The organism is Streptantibioticus cattleyicolor NRRL 8057 = DSM 46488 (assembly GCF_000240165.1).
GTDB classification, from domain to species: Bacteria; Actinomycetota; Actinomycetes; order Streptomycetales; family Streptomycetaceae; genus Streptantibioticus; species Streptantibioticus cattleyicolor.
In genome coordinates this window covers 4,643,752-4,665,792 of sequence record NC_017586.1, presented here as the reverse complement: position 1 = coordinate 4,665,792, position 22,041 = coordinate 4,643,752, and the positions used below count along the sequence as shown (strand labels likewise).

Below are 22,041 nucleotides of genomic sequence, written 5' to 3'. Positions count from 1 at the left end.
TTGCGGTGCGCCGGAAGGGGCGGGGGGCGGGTGCGGCAGGGGTGACCTGCGTCAAGGCACCGGCTCTCATCCGCCGTTCGCTGGATCGAGCGAGACGTTCGGCTCCTACCACGCTAGGCCGCGCCGGCCGTCCTGTCTCCCCGATTACTCGGACGTCCTACTATCTGAGACGGCCCCGCCGGGAACGCGACGGCCCCCCGGCACGCCGTTGTGCCGGGGGGCCGCGCCGTTGGCGGGCGGGCGGTCAGCCCATGTGCGGGTAGCGGTAGTCGGTCGGCGGGACCAGGGATTCCTTGATGGCGCGGGTGGAGGTCCAGCGCGTCAGGTTCTGGGCGGCACCGGCCTTGTCGTTGGTGCCGGAGGCCCGGCCGCCGCCGAACGGCTGCTGGCCGACCACGGCACCGGTGGACTTGTCGTTGATGTAGAAGTTGCCGGCGGCGAACCGCAGCACCTCCATGGTGTGCGCGGCGGCGGCCCGGTCGCGGGCGATCACCGAGCCGGTGAGCGCGTACGCCGAGACGGACTCCATCTGGCGCAGCATCTCCTCGTAGTCGTCGTCCTCGTAGACGTGGACGGCGAGCACCGGGCCGAAGTACTCGTCGCGGAAGAACTCGCTGTCCGGGTCGGAGCAGGTGAGGACGGTCGGGCGGACGAAGTAGCCCACGGTGTCGTCGTAGGTGCCGCCGGCCACGATCTCGCAGGTGGGGTCGGCCTTGGCGCGGTCGATCGCCGCCTTGTTCTTGGCGAAGGCCCGCTCGTCGATGACGGCGCCGATGAAGTTGTCCAGGTCGGTGACGTCACCCATGGCGATGGCGTCGACCTCGGCGGCGAACTCCTCCTTGAAGCCGTTCTCCCAGATGGAGCGCGGGATGTAGGCGCGGGAGGTGGCCGAGCACTTCTGGCCCTGGTACTCGAAGGCACCGCGGGTCAGCGCGGTCTTGAGCACCGCCGGGTCGGCGGAGGGGTGGGCGACCACGAAGTCCTTGCCGCCGGTCTCGCCGACCAGCCGCGGGTAGGAGCGGTAGGTCTCGATGTTGGCGGCGACCGTCTTCCACAGGTACTGGAAGGTCCTGGTGGAGCCGGTGAAGTGGATGCCGGCCAGCTCCGGGTGGTTGAGCGCCACCTCGGAGACGGCGACGCCGTCCCCGGTGACCAGGTTGATCACGCCCTTGGGCAGCCCGGCCTCCTCCAGCAGCTCCATCAGCTTGACGGCGGCGAAGGTCTGGGTCGGCGAGGGCTTCCACACCACGACGTTGCCCATCAGCGCGGGCGCGGTCGGCAGGTTGCCGGCGATCGCGGAGAAGTTGAAGGGCGTGATCGCGTAGACGAACCCCTCCAGCGGCCGGTGGTCGAGGCGGTTCCACACGCCGGGCGAGTTGGCCGGCGGCTGCTCGGCGAGGATCTGCCGGGCGTAGTGGACGTTGAAGCGCCAGAAGTCGACCAGCTCGCAGGGGGTGTCGATCTCGGCCTGCTGGACGGTCTTGGACTGGCCCAGCATGGTGGCGGCGGCCACCGTCTCCCGCCACGGGCCGGCCAGCAGCTCGGCGGCGCGCAGGATGATCGCGGCCCGGTCGTCGAAGGACATCGCGCGCCACGCGGGGGCGGCGGCCAGCGCGGCCTCGACCGCGTCCTTGGCGTCGTCGGTGGTGGCGTGGCGGAAGGTGCCCAGCACCGAGCGGTGGTTGTGCGGCTGTACGACGTCGAACGGCTCGCCGCCGCCCATCCGCTTGACGCCGCCGATGGTCATCGGCAGGTCGACGGGGTTCTCGCTCAGCTCCTTGAGCTTGGCCTCCAGCCGGGCCCGCTCCGGGCTCCCCGGGGCGTAGGAGTGCACCGGCTCGTTGACCGGGGCGGGTACCTGGGTCACGGCGTCCATGGGAAGGGGTCTCCTTCGTGGGTTACGGGTTGCGGGTGGTTCCGGTGGGGAGGCGGGTGGGCGCCCGGGGCTCAGGCGCCGGGGGCTCAGGCGCCGGGGACGAACGAGCGCAGGAAGAACGCGAGGTTGGCCGGGCGCTCGGCGAGGCGGCGCATGAAGTACCCGTACCAGTCTGCGCCGTACGGCACGTAAATGCGCATACGCTCGCCTTCGTCCGCCAGGCGGCGCTGCTCGGCGGTCCGGATGCCGTACAGCATCTGGAACTCGTAGTCGCCGTGGGCGCGGCCGGCCCGGGTGGCCAGGTCCTGGGCGATGGCGATCATGCGCGGGTCGTGCGAGCCGATCATCGGGTACCCGGCGCCGTTCATCAGGATCTTCAGGCAGCGCACGTAGGCCCGGTCGACCTCGCGCTTGTCCTGGTGGGCGACGGAGGCGGGCTCCTTGTAGGCGCCCTTGACCAGCCGGACCCGGGAGCCCGGGGCGGCCAGCCGGCGGCAGTCGTCCTCGGTGCGGAACAGGTAGGACTGGACCACGGCACCGGTGCCGGGGTGCTCCTTGCGCAGGTCGTCCAGGATCGCCAGGGTCGAGTCGACGGTGGTGTGGTCCTCCATGTCGAGGGTGACCGTGGTGCCCGCGGCGGTGGCCGCCTCGGCGACCTGGCGGACGTTCTCCAGCGCGATGTCGTGGCCGCCGACCGGCAGCGCCTGGCCGAACGCGGAGAGCTTCACCGACACCTCGGCGCGCTTGCCGAGCCCCTCGGCGGCGAGCGCGTCCAGCAGCCGCAGGTAGGCGTCGCGGGTGGCGTTGGCGGTGGCCCGGTCGGTGACGTCCTCGCCGAGGTGGTCCAAGGTCACCTCCAGGCCGTCGGAGGTGAGGGAGCGGACGGTGGACAGCGCGCCGCGCAGGTCGTCGCCGGCGATGAAGCGGTCCACGACCGGCCGGGTGACGGGGGCAGCCGCGACGATACGGCGCATACGGTCGCTGCGCGAGGCGGCGAGCAGCACGGGACCCAGCACGGGGCTCCTCCAAGGTGCGGTCGGCAGATGGCGTCGGGGCCCTGCGCGCGCGTCCCCGGACCGGGGTCCGTACGCGGCCGGCGTGGCTGGCACGGCGTCGCGGCCTCCCGGTGGGTGCGGTCCGCGGCGCCGGCCGTCGTGCGGCGGAACAGGTGGCTCCACCGGTGAATCTAGGATCCCTCCGCCCGGCGGACCATGGACAGGTGTCACGACCCCGGAGCCGTCCCTTCAGACATGTGTATGAGGGACAATGTGCGCATGCGCGGCGACCACCGGGAATACGGCGACTACCAGGCACTCGTCGACGAGGTCTCGGCGCTGGTCGGCGCCCCCGCGACGCTGGAGGACCGCGACTTCCGGCTGATCGCCTTCTGCGCCCACGAGAGCGACGCGGGCGCGATGGACCCGATCCGCACCCGTTCGATCCTGACCCGCCGTTCGACCACCGAGGTGCGTTCCTGGTTCGAGTCGTTCGGCATCGCCCACGCGCACGACCCGGTACGCATCCCGGCCGACCCGCGGGCCGGCATCCGCGGCCGGATCTGCCTGCCGGTCCGCCACCGCGGCGTGGTCTACGGGTACGTGTGGCTGCTCGACGACGACGTCCCCGACCCCGGCCAGCTCGGCCCGGCCATGGGCGTGGTGACCCGGATCGGCACGCTGCTGGCACGGGAGGCCCGGGCCGGCGCCGACCTCGGGCGGGAACTGCTGGCGCTGCTGACCGGTTCGCGGGAACGCCGGGAGGAGGCGCAGGGCGCACTGCGGGCGGCGCTGGGCCGGGCGGCCGACGGCGCGTTCTCGCTGGTGTGCGTGGCGCCGTGGGAGAGCCCGGGCGCCGACGACGAGGGTGATCTGCTGCCGGCGGTGCGGACGGTGCCGGCCGCGGCGGCGCTGTGCGCGGTGCCGTCGGGCGGGCTGGCCGCGTTGATCCGGCTGCGTTCCGCGGACGTGCCGGCGCCGGCCCGCGCCGCCGCCGTCCGGCTGCTGGAATCGGCCCGCACGGCCGGCCCGGCGGCCGGGGTGAGCGACCCGCGTTCCGGCCTCGGCGACCTCCAGGCCGCCTGGCGGGAGGCGGCCGGCGCGGCCCGCGCCGCCCGCGCCGAACCCCGGCTCGGCCCGGTCGCCCACTGGCGCGACATCGGCCCCTACCGCCTGCTCACCGCCCTCCCCCCGGCCACCGACCCCGCCCTGCTCCCCCTGCTCACCCCCGGCCACGCCGAACTCGCCCACACCGCCGAGGTCTTCCTCGACTGCGCCGGCCAGGCCGGCCGCGCCGCCGCCGCCCTCGCCATCCACCGCCAGACCCTCTACTACCGCCTCTCCCGCGTCGAACGCCTCACCGGCCTCGACCTCGACAACGGCGAGGACCGCCTGCTGCTGCACATGGCGCTGAAGTCGGCGCGGTTGTGACGCCGCCACGGCGGTGACGCCCTACCGCTACCCTGTGGTCCCTGGACGCGACCGGAGGAACACAGGGGGGATCGCGTGTCGGTGACGACCGGTGTGGGGGGGGCCGTCCGGAGGTTTCCGGATCGAGCCCGGTCTGGTACGCGCGGCGGGGGACGCGGCGCACGACGTGGCCCAGGCGGTGCACGAGGACGCCAAGTCCGTCCACGGACCGACCGATTCGGCGGTCGACGGGCTCGCCGGCTGGCAGAGCGCCCGGGCCCTGCGCGACTGCGGCGACGCCTGGTCCGCCGCGCTGCGTTCGCTCTCCGACCTGGTCGCGGCGACCGGTGACGCCCTGGCCGACGCGGCCTGCGCCTATCACCAGGAGGACCAGCGGCGCGGACACGACTTCGCCGGCCTGACGGTGGACGGGCGTTGACGATGCGGGTCTCCACCCTGCGGGACGCCAGGCCGCAGCTCCTCCTCGACGCCGCCCACGCCTGGGACCGTCTCGCCGGCCGCTTCGCCGGCCACGCCAAGGACTGCGGCACCCACCTCCAACGCCGCGTCGCGGAGGCGTGGAACCAGGGCCTGGGCGCCGAGAGCGCCGCCGACCGGCTGGGCCGGACCCAGTCCGACCTGCTCGCCGCCGGCCAGGAACTCCAGGCGGTGGCCACCGCCCTGACCGCCGCCGCCGAGATCCTCCTCGCCCACCAGGGCCGCCTCGAGCGCCTGCTCGGCGAGGCCCACGAGGCCGGCTTCACGGTGCACGACGACGGCTCGGTGTCGGCCCCCGAGATCCACACCGACGTCATGTCGCCTTCCACGCTGGGCCAGTTGGAACGGGTCCGGGCGCAGAACGTCGGCGACCTGGCGCAGGGCATCGCCGCGGTGCTCAAGGACGCCGACGCCGCCGACACCGCCTGCGTCGACACCCTCCGCCTGCTCACCGAGGCCGCCGAACGCTGCCGCCGCGGCGGCTGGGGCGCCGGGGTCCTCGAACTCTCCTCCGCGCGCGAACTCCGCGACGACGTCCTCGCCGACATCGGCATGCCCGATGCCCACGCGGCGCCCAAGGACGTCACCACCTGGGGGCAGGGGCTCCCCGCCGGCCTGCGCCAGGACCTCCTGCGCGACTACCCCGCCGTCCTCGGCAACCGCGACGGCATCCCCGCCGCCGACCGCGACACCGCCAACCGCGCCTACCTCCCCGTCCTGCTGAGCAAACTCAAAACTGATCTGAGCAGCGCCGACGGCTCCACCGCCGAATCCCTCCGCGCCAAGATCGACGGCCTCCAAGGCCTCCAGCAAACCCTCTCCCACCCCGGCTCCCCCCGCCCCTACCTCCTCGGCCTCAGCGACGAGGGCAACGGCCGCGCCATCGTCTCGTTCGGCAACCCGGACACGGCGGAGAACGTGTCGGCGTATGTGCCGGGGTTGAATACGAGGTTGGATGGGCATTTCGCGAGTGCGGACGTGGAGAGGGCGCGCAACATCGCGCGGATGGCCCAGAAGTACGGTTCCACCGCCTCGATCACCTGGCTGGGCTATGACGCCCCACAGTTGCAGGGGGCGGGGCTGGACGACCTGGCTGTCATGTCGGACGGCGACGCTCAGCGCGGTGCGGTGGCCTACGACCGGCTCCTCCAAGGGATCCGCGCCACGCACGACAGCGGCGCACCGCACATCACCGCCCTGGGGCACTCGTACGGGTCCCTCACCGTGGGCCAGGCGAGCCAGCAGCCGGGCGGCCTACCGGCGGACGACGTGATCCTGGTCGGCAGTCCGGGCGTCGGAGTCGACCGCGCGTCGGACCTCGGGCTACCCGCCGGACACGTCTACGCCGCAGCCGCGGCGAACGACCCGGTGACCGAGCTTCCCTCCCCCGACCCGCTGGAATACGTCGTACCCGGACACGGGCTCGGCGAGCACAAGCTCTGGTTCGGAACCGACCCGGCGAGTCGGGCCTTCGGTGCCCGTGACTTCAGCGTCGCCCCCGGTCAGGACACCGGACTCACGGGCTTGCTCCACGGCAACCTACCGGCGCATACCGTGTACTTCGACCCGAGCCCGGACGCGGACAACAATGGGGGCTCATTGCGCAACATCGCCAAGATCGTCACAGGCCACGGCGACGCGATCAAACCGGCGGAGCCTCGATGAGCACCAGACACCACCTTCGCCGATCCCTGTCCGCCGCCCTTCCGGTCGTGCTGCTGGCCGTACTGACGGCCGGATGCGCCGACGAGGGACGGACTGCGCCGAAGGCATCCCCGAAGGAGCGGATCTCGATGGATATGCAGCAGGCCGGTAACCGGGCCGAGGAGATCCTGGACGACACTCTGGGGGCCATCAAACCCCCAGTCTCCTGGGCGTATTACACGCCGGGGCAGATGGCGTGCAGTGATGGGCTCAACCGGCCCACCGGCACGACGAACGTCCAGCGCAGCCGGAACGTCACCACCGCGGTGTCCCCGCAGCGCCGCGGGGCCTTCCTCGGCCTGGTCCAGCGCCACTGGCAACAACGGGGCTACCGGATGGTCAGCGTGGACACCGACAAAGACATGCCGGCCATCGACGCACAGACCCCGGACGGCTTCGCGGTGTCGCTGGGCGTCGGCGACAAGGGCAACATCTTCTTCGACGTCTCCTCCCCCTGCGTCAAGCCCTCCGCCATGACCTACCCCAAGGGCACCCCCGGCACCCCCGGCAACCCACCCGACCCCGCCCCCCTCACCCCCCGCAAAGACTCCCCCTTCTGGGCCTCCCCCGACCCCCTCCCCTCCCGTCAGTAACCCCCGTCCCCGTCCTCTCCCCACGGCACGGGATCGGGCCGGCGACGCCAGTACCAGGCGCCCTGGGGTACGTCCTCCGGGGAGCCCTCGACGGTGAGGGCGCGGTAGCGTTCGTCGACACGGGCCATGGCGCCCCGCACCACCGCCGCCTCGTCCTCGGGGAGCTTCGGGATCAACGCCTCCAGCTTGTCCCGGGCCCCCAGATCCTCCGCGTACATCCGGGGCGGGTACCAACCACTGGGCGGCCAGCCCTCCGCCATCCGTACGGCCAGTTGCTCCCACGCCCGCAGAAGTCTCAGGGCGTCGCGCGGATCGCCCCCGGCGGGCAGGCCGAGTGATTCCGCCGCGGAGTCGGTGACGGGGGTCGGAAGCCGGAGTTCCTTGATGATCTCCGGAAACCGGCTCACCTTCGCCTTCGGGAGCTCCGGCACCGGCATCTCGACGTCGGCGATCACCAAGGGGTCCTCGTCAGTCTGAGGATCAATGATCCGCACATTGGTGACCTCACCCCGGGGAGTCGCCAGTCGGCAGACGCTGGGGAACGGCGTCGGGCTCGGGAACAGCACCGGCACGCCGAATTCCCGGGCGAAGTCCACCGAAAGTTCTTCCTCGGTGGGCTGCGGAGTCACAGAGTCCAGTCCGTAAACGGACAAGTGCCACGCCACGTCACCGTGCACCGCCTCAAGTTGGCAGTTGACGAGCGAGCTGGACAGCGCCTCCCATCTCCGATCGTCCATCGCCGACTCCTCCCACACCAGGACGTCCTGCTCCGGGACATGGAAGATCCGGGAGAGGAAGTCACTGAGCCGACCGAACAGATCGGCTTCAGGAATATACAAGTCGTACGTCACGGATAGTACGTCCTATACAGCTCATAAACCCGCTGGATCTTTTCCGGATTCTCGACGAAATCCGGCTTGTGCTTGAACTGCTGACACTTGTCCAGATCGCCACCCGCCTTCACGATCTCCTTCAGCGCGGAATACTCGACCCGGTCCAGCAGCACGAAGCCCGATCCGGACCCCGGCATGATAGTGCCGCTGGGTTCCACCGCGTAGGTTCTGCCATTGATCTCGTAACGCTGTGCGTCCTCGTTCCATTTGGCACGGCCTGCCGCGATCTCGGCAATGTCCTCGTCCACCGCGGAACCGAGTCCCGGCAGGATAATGGTGTTCTTCTCCTTGGCGGGACCGCTCTTCGCTCCCATGATTGTGTGCCGGGAATTCGGGGAGCGGAGTGTTTTACCCTTGGCCGATCCTACTACCGCCGGATCGGTGTCGTAGGTCTTGAACAGCCAGGAGTCGTCAAGCCTCCCTCCCCCGAAGTCGATCCCCTTGTACGGATTCGCCCCGAACGCGTAGGCGTCGGCCAAGCCGGTGGGTGCCGAACCGTCGGCCAGGGCGAAGGCCGCACCGGGGCCGCGCAGTTCCGGGGCGCCGAGCATCATGAGGTCGATCTGCTCGCCGATGCCGGCGGCTCCGCGCAGAGTGCCGGCTGTGATCCCGGCGAGGACGTAGATGTCGGTGAGGGCTTGGTCGGCGAAGCGGTGGAGAAAACTCGGCTGTCCCGGCGATGAGGTGTTCCGGTCGGGGGACGGCGGAGCGAATATCGTTCTGCCGAGGGATTCCTCGGATTGCCGCAAGGCCGTGACGACCTGCTGAGCAGCCACGCCGTAACGCCAAGCGGCGTCGTCGACCTGGCCCTTGGCCCGCCTCAGGCGACCGTCGGCGTCGTCGATCGCGTTCTGCGTCGAGTTGCGTAGGGCGGCTTCCGTCGAGTCCGACGGCTTGGCGGCGGACTGTCCAGCGAGCCCTTGCAGTCGCACTGTCGCCGCGGTCTTGTCGCGGTGGGCCTCGCGGGCCTGGTCGAGCGCCTGGTCCGCTTGGTGCTGGATGTCCTGCAAGGCACCGCGAAACGTTCTGAACGCATCGGCCGTGCCCTCGTGAACCGCCTTTTCCGGCAGCAACGCGTCCGCGAGGTAGTCGATCCGGCCCCACAGTGCCGTGAGCCACGAGCCGTCCAAATCCAGCGTGTGCACGTTTCCCTGAACCTTGCGCAAGGCGCTCAAGCAGAAGTCGGCATCATCCGCCCGCCGGCGGAAATAGTTCTCCCAGTCTTTGAGAACGTCCAGGTCCCCCGGCGTCGGATCGTCATCGCGCCCGACCAGTTCCCAGTCCGTCGGCCTGCCGCCCACGGTACGACCTCCCCCTCCAGCGCACGACGAGGGTCCGCAGGCTACAGTTGTTCGGACGATCACACAAAAAACTTACCGGGCGGCCGGATTTGATCCGCATTCGCGAGGGGGACACGTGGCCACGGACCGACTGAAGATCAACGATGCGGGAATCGCCAATCTGTGCCACGCGATCAAAGACGCAAGCCCCAAGCCCGTACGGCCGCCCGCTCCTCCGTCGGTCACCGAGGTGGGCAAGAGCATCTACGAAGCTCTGGGCCCCGTCGCTTTTCTGACCCGAGCGGTGGTCGAGGGACGCCAGACCGCCATAGACGGTCTCATCGAGCGCCTCCAGCACGGCAACACCATGATGAGCATCACCGACCAAGCGCTCGGCGCGGCCAATCCTCCCAAGGGGCCCATCACTTGATCGGAAACGACTACGGGCGCGGGCGCACGGACATCCGACACACGTAATCGCCGGTCTACTGACTGCCGTCACCACTCCGGCACCAACTCGAACCAGATCACCTTCGCCGGGACCCCGAACAACTCGTCCCCGATCGCATGCCCTCCCCAGTCGTCCGCGCACAACCGGACGAGCAGCAGTCCGCGCCCGCCGTCCGCGTCCACGGGGGCACAGTGGGCGTCGGGGAACGCGGGGAGTTCGGGGCTGGTGTCGCAGACACCGACGCGCAGTCGGCGCCCGGCCCATCGCAGGCGCAGCCATGCGGGGCCGGCGGAGTAGCGGCCGGGCCGTGGCCCGGAGGCGGCTCCAGCACATCATCCGGATGAGCGAGCACGAGCACATCACCGTGCTCGTGATCCCGTTCGCGGCCGGGGCCTTCCCCGCAGCCGGGCAGACGGTGATGTACGCGCACGGGCCGGTGGTCCAGTTGGACACCGTCCAGCTCGACACCGCCATGGGACCACTGTTCCTCACCGCGGAGGCACAGTTGGACAAGTACCGGACGATCCTGGACCGTCACGAGACCCGCGCTCTGCAGCCGCAGGCGTCCCGGGAGTTCGTCAACGCCGTCGTTCGCGACCTGTGAAGGGGCCTCACCATGACCACGTTCGACTGGCAGACCTCCTCGTACTGCGAGGAAGCCTCCAACTGCCTGGGCATATCCGCCCCCCGGCCGGAGGCCGTCCTCCTTCGGGAGAGCGACGCCCCCGACACCGTACTCACCACCACCCCCGCCGCCCTCGGGGCGTTCCTGCGTGCCGTCAAGGCCGGTAGGTTCGACGCGCGTGATACCGATGCGTGACTGATTCCGCCGCCCGGCCGGGCGCCTACCGTCGGAGACACACGCCACACCGAACCGACGGGAGCAGCCCATGTCCGCCGCCTACGCCATCGCCTACGTGCGGGAGACCGTCAACCCGAGCCCGGAGATCGCGGAGTACATGCGGCGGATCGAGGGGACGTTGGAGGGGTTCGGGGGGCGGTTCCTGATCCATGACGGGGTGCGGGAGGTGTTGGAGGGGGCGTGGCCGGGTGGGCTGATCGTGATCGGGTTCCCGGACATGGACAGCGCGCGGCGGTGGTACGCGTCGCCGGAGTACCAGGAGATCCTGCCGTTGCGGACGCGGAACATCGTGATGGACGTGATCCTGGCGGAGGGGGTGCCCGAGGGGTACCGGGCCGAGGAGGCCATCGCCAAGCTGCCCTTCCCCGTATGAGAGAACGCCACGGCCCCGGCCGCCCCTCACGGGGTGACCGGGGCCGTGGCCTGCCGGAAAGGGGGCCTCAGGCCACCAGGTTGACCGCGCGGGCCGAGGTGGCGCCGATCTCCTCGGCGATCTCGGCGAGCACCGGCTGCGGGATGGAGCCGTCCACGGTGAGCGCCACCAGCGCCTCGCCGCCCTCGGTGGTGCGGGAGACCTGCATGCCGGCGATGTTGATCCCGGCCTCGCCGAGGATGCGGCCGACGGTGCCGACCACGCCGGGGCGGTCGGCGTAGCGCAGGAACGCCATGTGGTCGGCGAGCGCCAGCTCGATGTCGTGGTCGCCGACGCCGACGATCTTCTGGATGTGCTTGGGGCCGCTGAGCGTGCCGGAGACGGAGACCTCCTGGCCGTCGGCGAGGGTGCCGCGCACGGTGACCAGGTTGCGGTGCTCGGGCGACTCGGAGCTGGTGGTCAGCCGTACCTCGACCCCGCGTTCCTGGGCGAAGAGCGGGGCGTTGACGTAGGAGACCGTCTCGGCCACCACGTCCTCGAAGACGCCCTTGAGGGTGGAGAGTTCGAGGACCTTGACGTCGTGCTGGGTGATCTCGCCGCGGACCTCGACGTCGAGGCGGACCGCCACCTCGCCGGCGAGCGCGGTGAAGATCCGGCCCAGCTTCTCGGCGAGCGGCAGACCGGGGCGCACGTCCTCGGCGATCACGCCGCCCTGGACGTTGACGGCGTCCGGGACCAGCTCGCCGGCGAGCGCCAGCCGCACCGACTTGGCCACCGCGATGCCCGCCTTCTCCTGGGCCTCGCCGGTGGAGGCGCCCAGGTGCGGGGTGACCACCACGTTGTCGAACTCGAAGAGCGGGGAGTCGGTGCACGGCTCGGAGGAGAAGACGTCCAGGCCGGCGCCGGCCACCCGGCCCTCCTTGAGCGCGGCGGCCAGCGCGACCTCGTCCACGATGCCGCCGCGGGCGGCGTTGACGATGCGCACGCTCGGCTTGACCTTGCGCAGCGCCTCGTCGCCGATGAGCCCCAGCGTCTCGGGGGTCTTCGGCAGGTGGACGGTGATGAAGTCGGCGGCCCGCAGCAGCTCGTCCAGGGAGAGCAGCTTGACGCCCATCTGCGCGGCGCGGGCCGGCTGGACGTAGGGGTCGTACGCGACGATCTTCATGCCGAAGGCGGACATCCGCTGCGCGACCAGGACGCCGATGCGGCCCAGGCCCACCACGCCGAGGGTCTTCTCGGCCAGCTCGACGCCGGTGTACTTGCTGCGCTTCCACTCGCCGTTCTTCAGCGCCGCGTTGGCCTGCGGGATGTTGCGGGCGGTGGAGACCAGCAGGCCGCAGGCGAGTTCGGCGGCGGTGACGATGTTGGAGGTGGGGGCGTTGACGACCATCACGCCGGCCTTGGTGGCGGCGGAGACGTCCACGTTGTCCAGGCCCACCCCGGCGCGGGCGACCACCTTCAGCCGGCGGGCGGCGGCGATGGCCTCGGCGTCGACCTTGGTGGCGCTGCGTACCAGTACGGCGTCGGCGTCAGCGATCGCCGGGAGCAGTTCGGCCCGGTCGGCACCGTTGCAGTGGCGGATCTCGAAGTCCGGACCGAGGGCGTCGACGGTGGCGGGTGAGAGCTCTTCGGCGATGAGTACTACGGGTTTGCTCACGTGGTCCTCACTTGTCCTTCGTGGGCGGCCGGTCCCGTCGGTCGCTCCAGGGAGGGAGGGATTGGGCATGCCGCGTGGAAGACGCACGACGCTGTGAGCCTGACGCGCTTGGGGGGAAGTCTATCGGCGGGAGCGGCTTCGCCTTGCGCCGTTGCGTAAGGATCACCCTCGAAGGGGTGTACGGCATGGACAAAGCCGGAACGGGAGAGGGCGGCCGGGTCCGGCCGCCCTCTCCGAGGACCGCTTACGCCTCGTCGTCCACCCAGCTCATCAGCTTGCGGAGCTTGCGGCCGGTGGTCTCCAGAAGGTGGTCGCCGTCGGCCTTCTTGTACTCGTTGTACTTCGGCAGGCCGTTGTTGTACTCGTTGATCCAGTTGCGGGCGAAGGTGCCGTCCTGGATCTCGCCGAGGACCTTCTTCATCTCGGCCTTGGTGGCGTCGGTGACGATGCGGGGGCCGGTGACGTAGTCGCCCCACTCGGCGGTCTCCGAGACCGACCAGCGCATCTTCTCCAGGCCGCCCTCGTACATCAGGTCCACGATCAGCTTCAGCTCGTGGAGGCACTCGAAGTAGGCGATCTCCGGCTGGTAGCCGGCCTCGACCAGGGTCTCGAAGCCCGCCTTGACCAGCGCGGAGGCGCCGCCGCAGAGCACCGCCTGCTCGCCGAAGAGGTCGGTCTCGGTCTCCTCGGTGAAGGTGGTCTTGATGACGCCGGCCCGGGTGCCGCCGATGCCCTTGGCGTAGGAGAGGGCGAGCTTGAAGGCGTCGCCGCTGGCGTCCTGCTCGACGGCGACGATGCACGGCACGCCGCGCCCCTCCTCGTACTGGCGGCGCACCAGGTGGCCCGGGCCCTTGGGGGCGACCATGCACACGTCGACGCCGGCCGGGGGCTTGATCAGGTCGAAGCGGATGTTGAAGCCGTGGCCGAAGAAGAGGGCGTCGCCGTCCTTGAGGTTGTCCTTGACGGACTCCTCGTAGACCTTGGCCTGGATCGGGTCCGGCACCAGGATCATGATCACATCGGCCTCGGCGGCGGCTTCGGCCGGGGTGACCACGCGCAGGCCCTGCTCCTCGGCCTTGACCTTGGACTTGGAGCCCTCGGGCAGGCCGACGCGCACGTCGACGCCCGAGTCACGCAGCGACAGCGCGTGGGCGTGGCCCTGGCTGCCGTAACCGAGAACCGCGACCTTGCGGCCCTGGATGATGGACAGGTCGGCGTCGTCGTCGTAGAACAGCTCGGCCACTTGGGGTTTCTCCTTGAGCTTGGGCGGTTGTGCGTTCCACCGTAGACGGTGGCGGGAAGGGGAGGTCGGTGGTCCGGGGCGGGCCCGGCGCACGCGGGGCGCACGCCGGGCGCGTCGCGCGCGGAGGCGTCAGGCGCTGCGGTCCAGGGCGCGCAGCGAGCGGTCGGTGATGGAGCGGGCGCCGCGGCCGATGGCGATCGTGCCGGACTGCACCAGTTCCTTGATGCCGAAGGGTTCCAGCATCCGCAGCAGCGCTTCGAGTTTGTCGCTGCCGCCGGTGGCCTCCACGGTGACCGCCTCCGGGGAGACGTCCACCGTCTTGGCGCGGAAGAGCTGCACGATCTCGGTGATCTGGGAGCGGGTCTCGTTGTCGGCGCGCACCTTGACCAGCACCAGTTCGCGCTGGACGGCGGCGGAGGGCTCCAGTTCGACGATCTTGAGGACGTTGACCAGCTTGTTGAGCTGCTTGGTCACCTGTTCCAGCGGCAGTTCGTCGATGACGTTGACCACGATGGTGATGCGGGAGATGTCGGGGTGCTCGGTGGTGCCGACGGCGAGCGAGTCGATGTTGAAGCCGCGGCGGGAGAAGAGCGCGGTGATCCGGGCCAGGACACCGGGCTTGTTCTCCACCAGGACGGAGAGCGTGTGCTTGGACATTGGCGTTTCCTTACGTGCCTTCCGGTCCCGGTGGTCAGTCGTCCATGTCGCCGAAGTCGGGGCGCACCCCGCGGGCGGCCATGACCTCGTCGTTGGAGGTGCCGGCGGCGACCATCGGCCAGACCATGGCGTCCTCGTGGCAGATGAAGTCCACCACGACCGGCCGGTCGTTGATGGAGTTGGCCTTCTCGATCACCGCGTCGAGGTCGGCCGGGTCCTCGCAGCGGATGCCGACGCACCCCATGGCCTCGGCCAGCTTGACGAAGTCGGGGATGCGGGTGCCGTTGCCGGGGGCGGCGCCGGCCTCCTTGGGGCCGCTGTGCAGCACGGTGTTGGAGTAGCGCTCGTTGTAGAAGAGCGTCTGCCACTGGCGGACCATGCCCAGGGCGCCGTTGTTGATGACGGCGACCTTGATCGGGATGCCGTTGAGCGCGCAGGTGACCAGTTCCTGGTTGGTCATCTGGAAGCAGCCGTCGCCGTCGATGGCCCACACCGTGGCGTCGGGCAGGCCGGCCTTGGCGCCCATCGCGGCGGGCACCGCGTACCCCATCGTCCCGGCGCCGCCGGAGTTGAGCCAGGTGTGGGGCTTTTCGTAAGCGATGAACTGGGAGGCCCACATCTGGTGCTGGCCGACGCCGGCCGCGTAGACGGTGCCCTCCGGGGCGAGCTCGCCGATGCGCTCGATGACCTGCTGCGGGGAGAGGCTGCCGTCCTCGGGCAGGTCGTAGCCGAGCGGGTAGGTCTTGCGCCAGGAGTCGATCTGCTTCCACCAGTCGGCGTAGTCGCCGCGGTGGCCCGCCTCGTGCTCGGCCTGGACGGCGACGATCAGGTCGGCGATGACCTCGCGGGCGTCCCCGACGATCGGCACGTCGGCGGCGCGGATCTTGCCGATCTCGGCCGGGTCGACGTCGGCGTGGACCACCTTGGCGTAGGGGGCGAAGGTGTCGGTGCGGCCGGTGACCCGGTCGTCGAAGCGGGCGCCGAGGGCGACCAGCAGGTCGGCCTTCTGCATGGCGGTGACCGCGGAGACCGAGCCGTGCATGCCGGGCATGCCGACGTGCTGGGGGTGGCTGTCGGGGAAGGCGCCGAGCGCCATCAGCGTGGTGGCCACGGGGGCGCCGGTCAGCTCGGCGAGGATCCGCAACTCCTCGGTGGCCCGCGCCTTGAGCACCCCGCCGCCGACGTAGAGCACCGGGCGCTTGGCCTGGGTGATCAGCTTGGCGGCCTCGCGGATCTGCTTGGCGTGCGGCTTGGTGACCGGGCGGTAGCCGGGCAGGTCGAGCTGGGGCGGCCAGGAGAAGACGGTCCGCGCCTGGAGGGCGTCCTTGGCGATGTCCACCAGCACCGGGCCGGGGCGGCCGGTGGAGGCGATGTGGAACGCCTCGGCGATGGTGCGCGGGATGTCCTCGGCCCGGGTGACCAGGAAGTTGTGCTTGGTGATCGGCATGGTGATGCCGCAGATGTCGGCTTCCTGGAAGGCGTCGGTGCCGATCGACTTGGAGGCCACCTGGCCGGTGATGGCCACCAGCGGGACGGAGTCCATGTGGGCGTCGGCGATCGGGGTGACCAGGTTGGTGGCGCCGGGGCCGGAGGTGGCCATGCAGACGCCGACCTTGCCGGTGGCCTGGGCGTAGCCGGTGGCGGCGTGGCCGGCCCCCTGCTCGTGGCGGACGAGGATGTGTCGCACCCGCTTCGAGTCGAACATCGGGTCGTAGGCGGGCAGGATCGCCCCGCCCGGAATGCCGAATACGGTGTCGGCGCCGACTTCCTCCAGAGAACGGATGAGGGACTGGGCACCCGTCACGTGCTCGGTGACGGGCTGCTGTGCCTGTGCTGCCGCGCTGCGGGCCCGCGGTTGCGGGTGAGGGGCCCCAGTGGCCTGCTCGGTCATCTGCGTGTCTCTTCTCGAAGAGGCCGCCCGGCTCGGGTCGCCGAGGGGCGGGAGGTGCCAGTGCAACAAAAAACCCCTCGTGCCGTTAGGCATGCGAGGGGGAGCGCGCCGGTGCTGTGGTCGGGGCGGTGGTGGAGCCCCAGGTCAGCCGACGCGCCTTCCAAGTACGAGAATTCGGGTGCGCATGGCTTCGACCTTCCTCTTGTAACGGGGCGGGTGTCAAGTGAGTGGGATACACGTCTCATTATGTGGTCGCGCGGGGTCCGTCCGCCACCGTTCGCGAGCGGACCGCGGCCGGACGGTACGGGGGCGCGGGCCCGGTTCGCACCCCCGTACGGCGTCACCGCTGGCGTTGTCTGCCCGGCCCGGAGAGCCCCACGGTGAGCGGGACGCCGGTGGCGGTGGCCACGGCCGGCTCCGGGCGGCGGGGTACCGGGAAGGCACCGCGAGCCAGGGCGCCGTGCAGCCGCGGTTCGTCCAGCGGGCCGGCGAAGGCCAGGCCCTGTCCATGAGTACACCCCATCTCGCGCAGCGCCACCACCTGTTCGGGGCGGTCCACCCCGTCGGCCACGGTGCGCACCCCCAGCTCCCGGGCGATCCGCAGCAGCCCCGCGGTGATCTTGTACAGCCGGGCCGACTCCACCAGGCCCTCGGTGAACGAGCGGTCCAGCCGCAGGACGTCCACCGGCAGCCGGCGCAGCGCGGCCATCCCGGAGAAGCCGGCCCCGGAGGCGTCCAGCGCGATCCGCACCCCCGCGGTGCGGAGCGCCACCAGACGGCGTTCCAGTTCGTCCAGGCAGACCCGGGGGTCGTGCTCGGTGATCTCCACCAGCAGCGCGTCGGGCGGCAGGTGGTACCGCTCCAGCAGGGACTCCACGACGGCGGGCGGCAGGTCGCGGCCGAGCAGCCGGCCGACCGGCACCCGTACCGCCACCGGTACGTGGTGGCCGGCCCGGTGGCGTCCGGCGGCCAGCTCCACTGCGGCCTCCAGCGTCCAGCGGGTGACCTCGGCGTGCTCGGTGCCGCGGTCGGCGCGCGGGTCGGTGAGGCGGACGAACTCGTCCGGGGTGAACAGGATGCCCTGGGCCGAGCGCCACCGGGCCAGCGCCTCGACGGCGGCGACCCGGCCGGTCTCCAGGTCCACCACGGGCTGGTGGAGCAGGGTGAACTCGTTGTTGCGCAGGGCGCTGCCGAGCCGGCCGGCCAGCTCCGCGCGGCGGGTGACGTCGGCCTGCATGGCGGGTGCGTACAGCTCGACGCGGTTCTTGCCGTTGGACTTGGCCCGGTACATCGCCAGGTCGGCGTTGCGCATCAGCTCGGCCGGGGTGACCCCGGGGGCGGCGAAGGCGACGCCGATGCTGGCGGCGACCCGTACCTGGGTGGTGCCCGGCTGGCCGTGGCTGCCGGAGGACCGGCCGTGGCCGGTGGTGCCGCAGGTGACGGTGTACGGCTCGGAGAGGGTGATCCGCAGCCGTTCGGCGATCTCCAGTATCTGCTGTTCGCGCACGCCCAGCTCGTCGGCGCCGCCGCAGATCAGGGCGGCGAACTCGTCCCCGCCGAGCCGGGCCGCGGTGTCGCCGGCCCGCACCGACTCGGAGAGCCGGCGGGCGGCCTGGATCAGCAGTTCGTCGCCGGCCTGGTGGCCCACGGTGTCGTTGACCGCCTTGAAGCCGTCGAGGTCGATGTAGAGCACGGCGGCCTGGCCGTCGTCGGCGCGGCGCCCGCTGAGCGCCTGGCCGACGCGCTCGGTGAAGAGCGCGCGGTTGGGCAGGTCGGTGAGCGGGTCGTGGGAGGCGTTGTGCTGGAGCTGGGCCTGGAGGCGGACGCGTTCGGTGACGTCCCGGCTGTTGAAGATCAGGCCGCCCTGGTAGCGGTTGACCGAGGACTCGACGTTGAGCCAGCCGCCGTCGCCGGAGCGGATCCGGCACTCGATGCGGGTGGCGGGCTCCTGCTCGGGGGGCGCGGCGAGGAAGCGGCGCACCTCGTGCAGGACGCGGCCGAGGTCGTCGGGGTGGATGTGCGAGGCCAGCTCGGTGCCGATCATCTCCTCGGCATCACGCGCGTAGACGCCCTTGGCGGCCGGGGAGACGTAGCGCAGCACCCCGCTGGGCGCGGCGATCATGATGACGTCGCTGGAGCCCTGCACCAGGGAGCGGAAGTGGTTCTCGGCCTCGGCGAGTTCGCGGGTGAGCGCGATGTTGTCCAGCAGCATGATGCCCTGGCGGACGACGAGGACGAGGGCGACCGTACAGCCGGTGAAGAGCATCACCCGGTCGATCTTGCGGCCGTCGAGCAGGTCGATGAGGATCGCCAGCGTGCAGACCCCGGCGGCCAGGTACGGGGTGAGGGCGGCGAAGGTGCCGGCCGAGCGGCGGCGCGGGTGGTCGCCGCGCGTTCCGCCGCGGGCGCCGGAGCGTCCGCCGACCCAGGGGGCGTACGCCTGGAGCATGCTGCCGGCGAACCAGCCGGCGTCCAGGATCTGCCCGGAGTGGTAGTGCTCGCGCAGCATCGGCGAGGTGAAGAGGGCGTCGCACAGCACCGTGACCGCCAGCGCGCCGATGGCGGTGTTGACCGCCGGGCGGCTGCCCCGGAAGCGGCGGAAGTGGAGCGCCAGCACCATGGAGACCAGCAGGATGTCGAAGACCGGGTAGGCCAGCGAGAGGGCGACCCGCGGGGTGCTGCGGCCGTCCCACTCGGCGGTGCGGGCCAGCGCCAGGCTCCAGGTCAAGGTGACCAGCGAGCCGCCGATCAGCCAGGCGTCCAGCCCCAGGCAGATCCATCCGGCCTTGTTCACCGGGCGGTTGGCGAGCACCAGCAGGCCGACGATGGCCAGCGGGGCGAAGAGCAGGAAGCAGAAGTCGGCGGCGGACAGCCGGGGCACCGGCTGGCGCAGCACCACCTCGTACCACCCCCACACCCCGTTGCCCGCGGCCACCATCGCGGAGGAGCCGGCGAAGAGCACCCAGGCCGGGCGGGCGCGCCCGGAGACGGTGCGGGCGTGCCACAGGCACGACAGGCAGGCGGCGAGCGCGGCGGCGGCGAGGCCGAAGTCGCCCATGAAGAGCGCCACGGCGGGGGTCCCCCAGCCGAGGGCGGCGCCGACGGCGTACCCGCCGCAGAGCAGGACGACCACGAGGTGGGGCACGCGGGAGGCGGGCCGGGCGGCGTTGGCCGGACCGGAGCACACGGCCCCCGTGGCGCTCATGAGATCGCCTGCCGCAGCCGTGCCGACCTGCCGCTTCGTGTTGGTTGAAGTCTCCATAGGCCGCACATCGCCCCGTCATCCCCCTGGCGTCCTGATCCGTCCAGAGCCCGCATCCGGTGCACCGGCCGTGGCTGGTCGGCCCGCCTGGCGCACCCCCGCTCGGGACGATACACCAGAGCCGTCACACTGGGACATAGGTGATCTACGCACAGTAACCATAAGGGTGTTGCCGGTTGCGTAGCGCGTTCGAACGGTACCTCCAGGTGATGACGGCGGGCGCGGAGCGCGCTCAGCCGGCCACCACGTTCTCCAACGGGCGCCCCTGGACGAACCGTTCGAGCTGGCCGCGGAGCAGCCGTCGGGCGCGCGGCCAGAACGCCGAGGTGCTGCCGCCCACATGCGGGCTGATCAGGGCGCCGGGGGCGTGCCACAACGGGTGGCCGGGTGGCAGCGGTTCGGGGTCGGTGACGTCGAGGGCGGCGGTCAGCCGGCCGGACTCCAGCTCGGCGAGGAGCGCCTTGGTCTCCACCACCGGGCCGCGCGCGACGTTGACGAGCAGGGCGCCGTCCTTCATCCGGGCCAGGAAGGCGGCGTCGGCCAGGTGCCGGGTGTCCTCGGTGAGCGGCACGGTGAGGATCACCACGTCGGCGCGGGGCAGCAGGGCGGGGAGTTCGGACAGGGCGTGCACCGGGCCGCGGCCGGTGGTGCGCGCGGCGCGGGCGACGCGCAGGACCCGCGCGCACTCGAAGGGCGCGAGCCGGTCCTCGACGGCCGCGCCGATCGCGCCGTACCCGACGATCAGCACCGTGCGGTCGGCGAGCGCCGGGTAGACGCCGGCGTACCAGCGTTCGGCGTCCTGGCCGCGGACGAACCGGGGGATGCCGCGCAGCGCGGCGAGGGTGAGGGTGAGCGCGAGTTCGGCGGTGCTGGTCTCGTGGACGCCGCGGGCGTTGCACAGCACGGTGCCGGCCGGGAGGGCGGGCAGGACGTGGTCGACGCCGGCGGTGAGGGTCTGCACGACGCGCGGCCGGGCGCCGTGGCGCAGCGGCCGGGTGGCCACCTCGGCGGCCTTCATGTACGGCGGGACGTAGAAGTCGGCGCCGGCCGGGTCGGCGGGGAACGGTTCGTCGCCGTCCCAGCGCAGGTAGAGCGGGCCGGGCGGGAGTTCTCCCACCTCGTCGGGGTCGACCGGGAGCCATACGACGGGGCGGGCGCCGGGTGCGGGGGGCGTCGGACGGGGGTGGTCAGCCATGCGGTCAGCCATGTCAGGAGGCTATGCGACGAGGTGACCGACAGGGCCGGTCCGGGTGGACCGGACCGGGACGTTACCTTGGGGGTCGCCCCTCGGGGGACTTGGGGGGCGAAGGAGGAGGACGGGGCCAGGTGGAGCGCAGGACGATCGGTGCGGCAGCTCTCGAAGTGGGCTCCGTGGGGCTGGGCTGCATGCCGATGAGCTGGGCGTACACCACCTCGCAGCGGGACGGCGAGCGGTCGTTGCGGGCGGTGCACGCGGCGCTGGACGCCGGCACCACGCTGCTGGACACCGCCGACATGTACGGCCCGTTCACCAACGAGCTGCTGGTGGGGCGGGTGCTCAGGGAGCGGCGGCGGGAGGCGTTCGTCTCCACCAAGTGCGGGCTGCTCGTCGGCGAGCAGCACATCGTGGCCAACGGCCGCCCCGGGTACGTCAAGCGGGCCTGCGACGCCTCGTTGCGCCGGTTGCAGACCGATGTGATCGACCTGTACCAGCTGCACCGGGTCGATCCGGAGGTGCCGGTGGAGGACACCTGGGGCGCGATGTCGGAGCTGGTGGCGGCGGGCAAGGTGCGCGCGCTGGGGTTCTGCGCGGTGGGCGCCGCCCGTGTGGGGTACCCCCGCCGGGGCGCGCGCCGCAGCGGTGGCGCCGCGCGCCGCGCCGACCCGGTCCGCCCCGGCCCGTACGCGGACACCCTCGACCGGCTCGAACGCGTCCAGCAGGTGTTCCCGGTGGCGTGCGTGCAGGCGGAGTTGTCGGTGTGGTCGCCGGAGGCGTTGTGCGACCTGCTGCCGTGGTGTGCCTCGCGGGGGGTCGGGTTCCTCGCCGCGATGCCGCTGGGGAACGGTTTCCTCACCGGCACCCTCACCCCCGGGCAGGGGTTCGAGCCGGACGACGTGCGGGCCCGGCACCCGCGTTTCACCGCCGACATGATGGCCGCCAACCAGCCGATCGTGGCCGGTCTGCGCCGGGTCGCCGCCCGGCACGGCGCCACCCCCGCCCAGATCGCCCTGGCCTGGGTGCTGGCCCAGGGCCCCTACGTGGTGCCGGTCCCGGGGGCCAAGAAGGAGCGCTGGACCGCCGAGAACGCCGCGGCGGCCGGCGTCCGCCTCGGGGCGGACGACCTCGCGGAGATCGCCGGGCTGCCGCCGGCGCTGGGCTCCTGGGACTGACGCGGCCGGCGCGCGCGGTGCGTGCG

At 71.6% G+C, this 22,041-nt stretch carries 20 protein-coding genes; 9 read left to right on the top strand and 11 right to left on the bottom strand.

Annotation, left to right across the window (positions count from 1 at the left end; genetic code table 11):
* Window positions 1-244: 244 nt before the first annotated feature.
* Entirely contained in the window at window positions 245-1,876 is a 1,632-nt protein-coding gene (gene pruA / locus SCATT_RS20555) for an L-glutamate gamma-semialdehyde dehydrogenase (protein WP_014145065.1), read from the bottom strand.
* 86 nt (window positions 1,877-1,962) lie between these two features.
* Entirely contained in the window at window positions 1,963-2,892 is a 930-nt protein-coding gene (locus tag SCATT_RS20550) for a proline dehydrogenase family protein (RefSeq protein WP_014145064.1), read from the bottom strand.
* 258 nt (window positions 2,893-3,150) lie between these two features.
* Between SCATT_RS20550 and SCATT_RS20545 the strand changes: the two genes are divergently transcribed.
* From SCATT_RS20545 to SCATT_RS20530, 4 genes are all read left to right on the top strand, one after another.
* The gene (locus SCATT_RS20545) at window positions 3,151-4,302 is read left to right on the top strand and encodes a PucR family transcriptional regulator (RefSeq protein ID WP_014145063.1); all 1,152 of its coding nucleotides are present in this window, start codon (window positions 3,151-3,153) and stop codon (window positions 4,300-4,302) included.
* A 91-nt stretch (window positions 4,303-4,393) separates the two neighbouring features.
* Window positions 4,394-4,720 carry a hypothetical protein gene (locus SCATT_RS20540; RefSeq protein ID WP_014145062.1) on the top strand — a complete coding sequence of 109 codons (327 nt, stop codon included), beginning with the start codon at window positions 4,394-4,396 and terminating at the stop codon, window positions 4,718-4,720.
* A 2-nt stretch (window positions 4,721-4,722) separates the two neighbouring features.
* Entirely contained in the window at window positions 4,723-6,444 is a 1,722-nt protein-coding gene (locus SCATT_RS20535) for an alpha/beta hydrolase (RefSeq protein WP_014145061.1), read from the top strand.
* Window positions 6,441-7,076 (top strand): hypothetical protein, encoded by a 636-nt coding sequence (locus SCATT_RS20530; protein WP_014145060.1) that lies wholly within the window; start codon window positions 6,441-6,443, stop codon window positions 7,074-7,076. The genes SCATT_RS20535 and SCATT_RS20530 overlap by 4 nt, the downstream gene beginning before the upstream one ends.
* Here SCATT_RS20530 and SCATT_RS20525 read toward each other — a convergent pair.
* Together SCATT_RS20525 and SCATT_RS20520 are read right to left on the bottom strand one after the other, a co-directional pair.
* Window positions 7,070-7,927, bottom strand: coding sequence for a hypothetical protein (locus SCATT_RS20525; protein WP_014145059.1), 858 nt, complete (start codon window positions 7,925-7,927; stop codon window positions 7,070-7,072). The two genes, SCATT_RS20530 and SCATT_RS20525, sit on opposite strands and share 7 nt — an antisense overlap.
* Complete coding sequence (locus SCATT_RS20520) at window positions 7,924-9,270, bottom strand: hypothetical protein (protein ID WP_014145058.1); 1,347 nt, start codon at window positions 9,268-9,270, stop codon at window positions 7,924-7,926. Before SCATT_RS20520 ends, SCATT_RS20525 begins: the two co-directional genes overlap by 4 nt.
* A gap of 115 nt (window positions 9,271-9,385) precedes the next feature.
* On the opposite strand from SCATT_RS20520, the gene SCATT_RS20515 reads away from it, so the two are divergent.
* A complete protein-coding gene (locus SCATT_RS20515; RefSeq protein WP_014145057.1) occupies window positions 9,386-9,679 on the top strand; it encodes a hypothetical protein in 294 nt (97 codons plus the stop codon).
* A gap of 68 nt (window positions 9,680-9,747) precedes the next feature.
* Here the strand turns inward: SCATT_RS20515 and SCATT_RS40380 are convergent, their stop codons facing one another.
* Window positions 9,748-9,882 (bottom strand): ATP-binding protein, encoded by a 135-nt coding sequence (locus tag SCATT_RS40380; RefSeq protein ID WP_014145056.1) that lies wholly within the window; start codon window positions 9,880-9,882, stop codon window positions 9,748-9,750.
* Between the two features lie 95 nt (window positions 9,883-9,977).
* Here SCATT_RS40380 and SCATT_RS20505 point away from each other — a divergent pair, with 95 nt between their 5' ends.
* The 3 genes from SCATT_RS20505 to SCATT_RS20495 all read left to right on the top strand — a co-directional run bounded on the left by SCATT_RS20505 (window position 9,978) and on the right by SCATT_RS20495 (window position 10,935).
* Window positions 9,978-10,304 carry a Scr1 family TA system antitoxin-like transcriptional regulator gene (locus SCATT_RS20505; protein ID WP_014145055.1) on the top strand — a complete coding sequence of 109 codons (327 nt, stop codon included), beginning with the start codon at window positions 9,978-9,980 and terminating at the stop codon, window positions 10,302-10,304.
* A 12-nt stretch (window positions 10,305-10,316) separates the two neighbouring features.
* Complete coding sequence (locus SCATT_RS20500) at window positions 10,317-10,520, top strand: DUF397 domain-containing protein (protein WP_014145054.1); 204 nt, start codon at window positions 10,317-10,319, stop codon at window positions 10,518-10,520.
* Window positions 10,521-10,590: 70 nt separating this feature from the next.
* Complete coding sequence (locus tag SCATT_RS20495) at window positions 10,591-10,935, top strand: DUF1330 domain-containing protein (protein WP_014145053.1); 345 nt, start codon at window positions 10,591-10,593, stop codon at window positions 10,933-10,935.
* A 67-nt stretch (window positions 10,936-11,002) separates the two neighbouring features.
* Here the strand turns inward: SCATT_RS20495 and serA are convergent, their stop codons facing one another.
* The 6 genes from serA to SCATT_RS20460 all read right to left on the bottom strand — a co-directional run bounded on the left by serA (window position 11,003) and on the right by SCATT_RS20460 (window position 20,840).
* Window positions 11,003-12,592, bottom strand: a complete 1,590-nt coding sequence (serA, locus tag SCATT_RS20490) for a phosphoglycerate dehydrogenase (protein WP_014145052.1) — start codon at window positions 12,590-12,592, stop codon at window positions 11,003-11,005.
* A gap of 244 nt (window positions 12,593-12,836) precedes the next feature.
* Complete coding sequence (ilvC, locus tag SCATT_RS20485; protein ID WP_014145051.1) at window positions 12,837-13,835, bottom strand: ketol-acid reductoisomerase; 999 nt, start codon at window positions 13,833-13,835, stop codon at window positions 12,837-12,839.
* Between the two features lie 129 nt (window positions 13,836-13,964).
* A complete protein-coding gene (ilvN, locus tag SCATT_RS20480) occupies window positions 13,965-14,492 on the bottom strand; it encodes an acetolactate synthase small subunit (RefSeq protein ID WP_014145050.1) in 528 nt (175 codons plus the stop codon).
* A gap of 34 nt (window positions 14,493-14,526) precedes the next feature.
* On the bottom strand, window positions 14,527-16,383 hold the full coding sequence (locus tag SCATT_RS20475; protein ID WP_014145049.1) for an acetolactate synthase large subunit: 1,857 nt from the start codon (window positions 16,381-16,383) through the stop codon (window positions 14,527-14,529).
* Window positions 16,384-16,723: 340 nt separating this feature from the next.
* On the bottom strand, window positions 16,724-19,588 hold the full coding sequence (locus SCATT_RS20465) for a putative bifunctional diguanylate cyclase/phosphodiesterase (protein WP_014145048.1): 2,865 nt from the start codon (window positions 19,586-19,588) through the stop codon (window positions 16,724-16,726).
* 289 nt (window positions 19,589-19,877) lie between these two features.
* The gene (locus tag SCATT_RS20460; RefSeq protein ID WP_014145047.1) at window positions 19,878-20,840 is read right to left on the bottom strand and encodes a 2-hydroxyacid dehydrogenase; all 963 of its coding nucleotides are present in this window, start codon (window positions 20,838-20,840) and stop codon (window positions 19,878-19,880) included.
* Window positions 20,841-20,971: 131 nt separating this feature from the next.
* Between SCATT_RS20460 and SCATT_RS20455 the strand changes: the two genes are divergently transcribed.
* Window positions 20,972-22,015 carry an aldo/keto reductase gene (locus SCATT_RS20455; RefSeq protein WP_014145046.1) on the top strand — a complete coding sequence of 348 codons (1,044 nt, stop codon included), beginning with the start codon at window positions 20,972-20,974 and terminating at the stop codon, window positions 22,013-22,015.
* Window positions 22,016-22,041 lie beyond the last annotated feature (26 nt).

Bases quoted from the DNA above. Each gene is read 5' to 3' on its own strand.
- pruA (WP_014145065.1), bottom strand. From the start codon at position 1,876: ATGGACGCCGTGACCCAGGTACCCGCCCCGGTCAACGAGCCGGTGCAC.
- SCATT_RS20545 (WP_014145063.1), top strand. From the start codon at position 3,151: ATGCGCGGCGACCACCGGGAATACGGCGACTACCAGGCACTCGTCGAC.
- SCATT_RS20535 (WP_014145061.1), top strand. From the start codon at position 4,723: ATGCGGGTCTCCACCCTGCGGGACGCCAGGCCGCAGCTCCTCCTCGAC.
- SCATT_RS20530 (WP_014145060.1), top strand. From the start codon at position 6,441: ATGAGCACCAGACACCACCTTCGCCGATCCCTGTCCGCCGCCCTTCCG.
- SCATT_RS20505 (WP_014145055.1), top strand. From the start codon at position 9,978: ATGCGGGGCCGGCGGAGTAGCGGCCGGGCCGTGGCCCGGAGGCGGCTC.
- SCATT_RS20500 (WP_014145054.1), top strand. From the start codon at position 10,317: ATGACCACGTTCGACTGGCAGACCTCCTCGTACTGCGAGGAAGCCTCC.
- SCATT_RS20495 (WP_014145053.1), top strand. From the start codon at position 10,591: ATGTCCGCCGCCTACGCCATCGCCTACGTGCGGGAGACCGTCAACCCG.
- ilvN (WP_014145050.1), bottom strand. From the start codon at position 14,492: ATGTCCAAGCACACGCTCTCCGTCCTGGTGGAGAACAAGCCCGGTGTC.
- SCATT_RS20475 (WP_014145049.1), bottom strand. From the start codon at position 16,383: ATGACCGAGCAGGCCACTGGGGCCCCTCACCCGCAACCGCGGGCCCGC.
- SCATT_RS20465 (WP_014145048.1), bottom strand. From the start codon at position 19,588: ATGAGCGCCACGGGGGCCGTGTGCTCCGGTCCGGCCAACGCCGCCCGG.
- SCATT_RS20460 (WP_014145047.1), bottom strand. From the start codon at position 20,840: ATGGCTGACCACCCCCGTCCGACGCCCCCCGCACCCGGCGCCCGCCCC.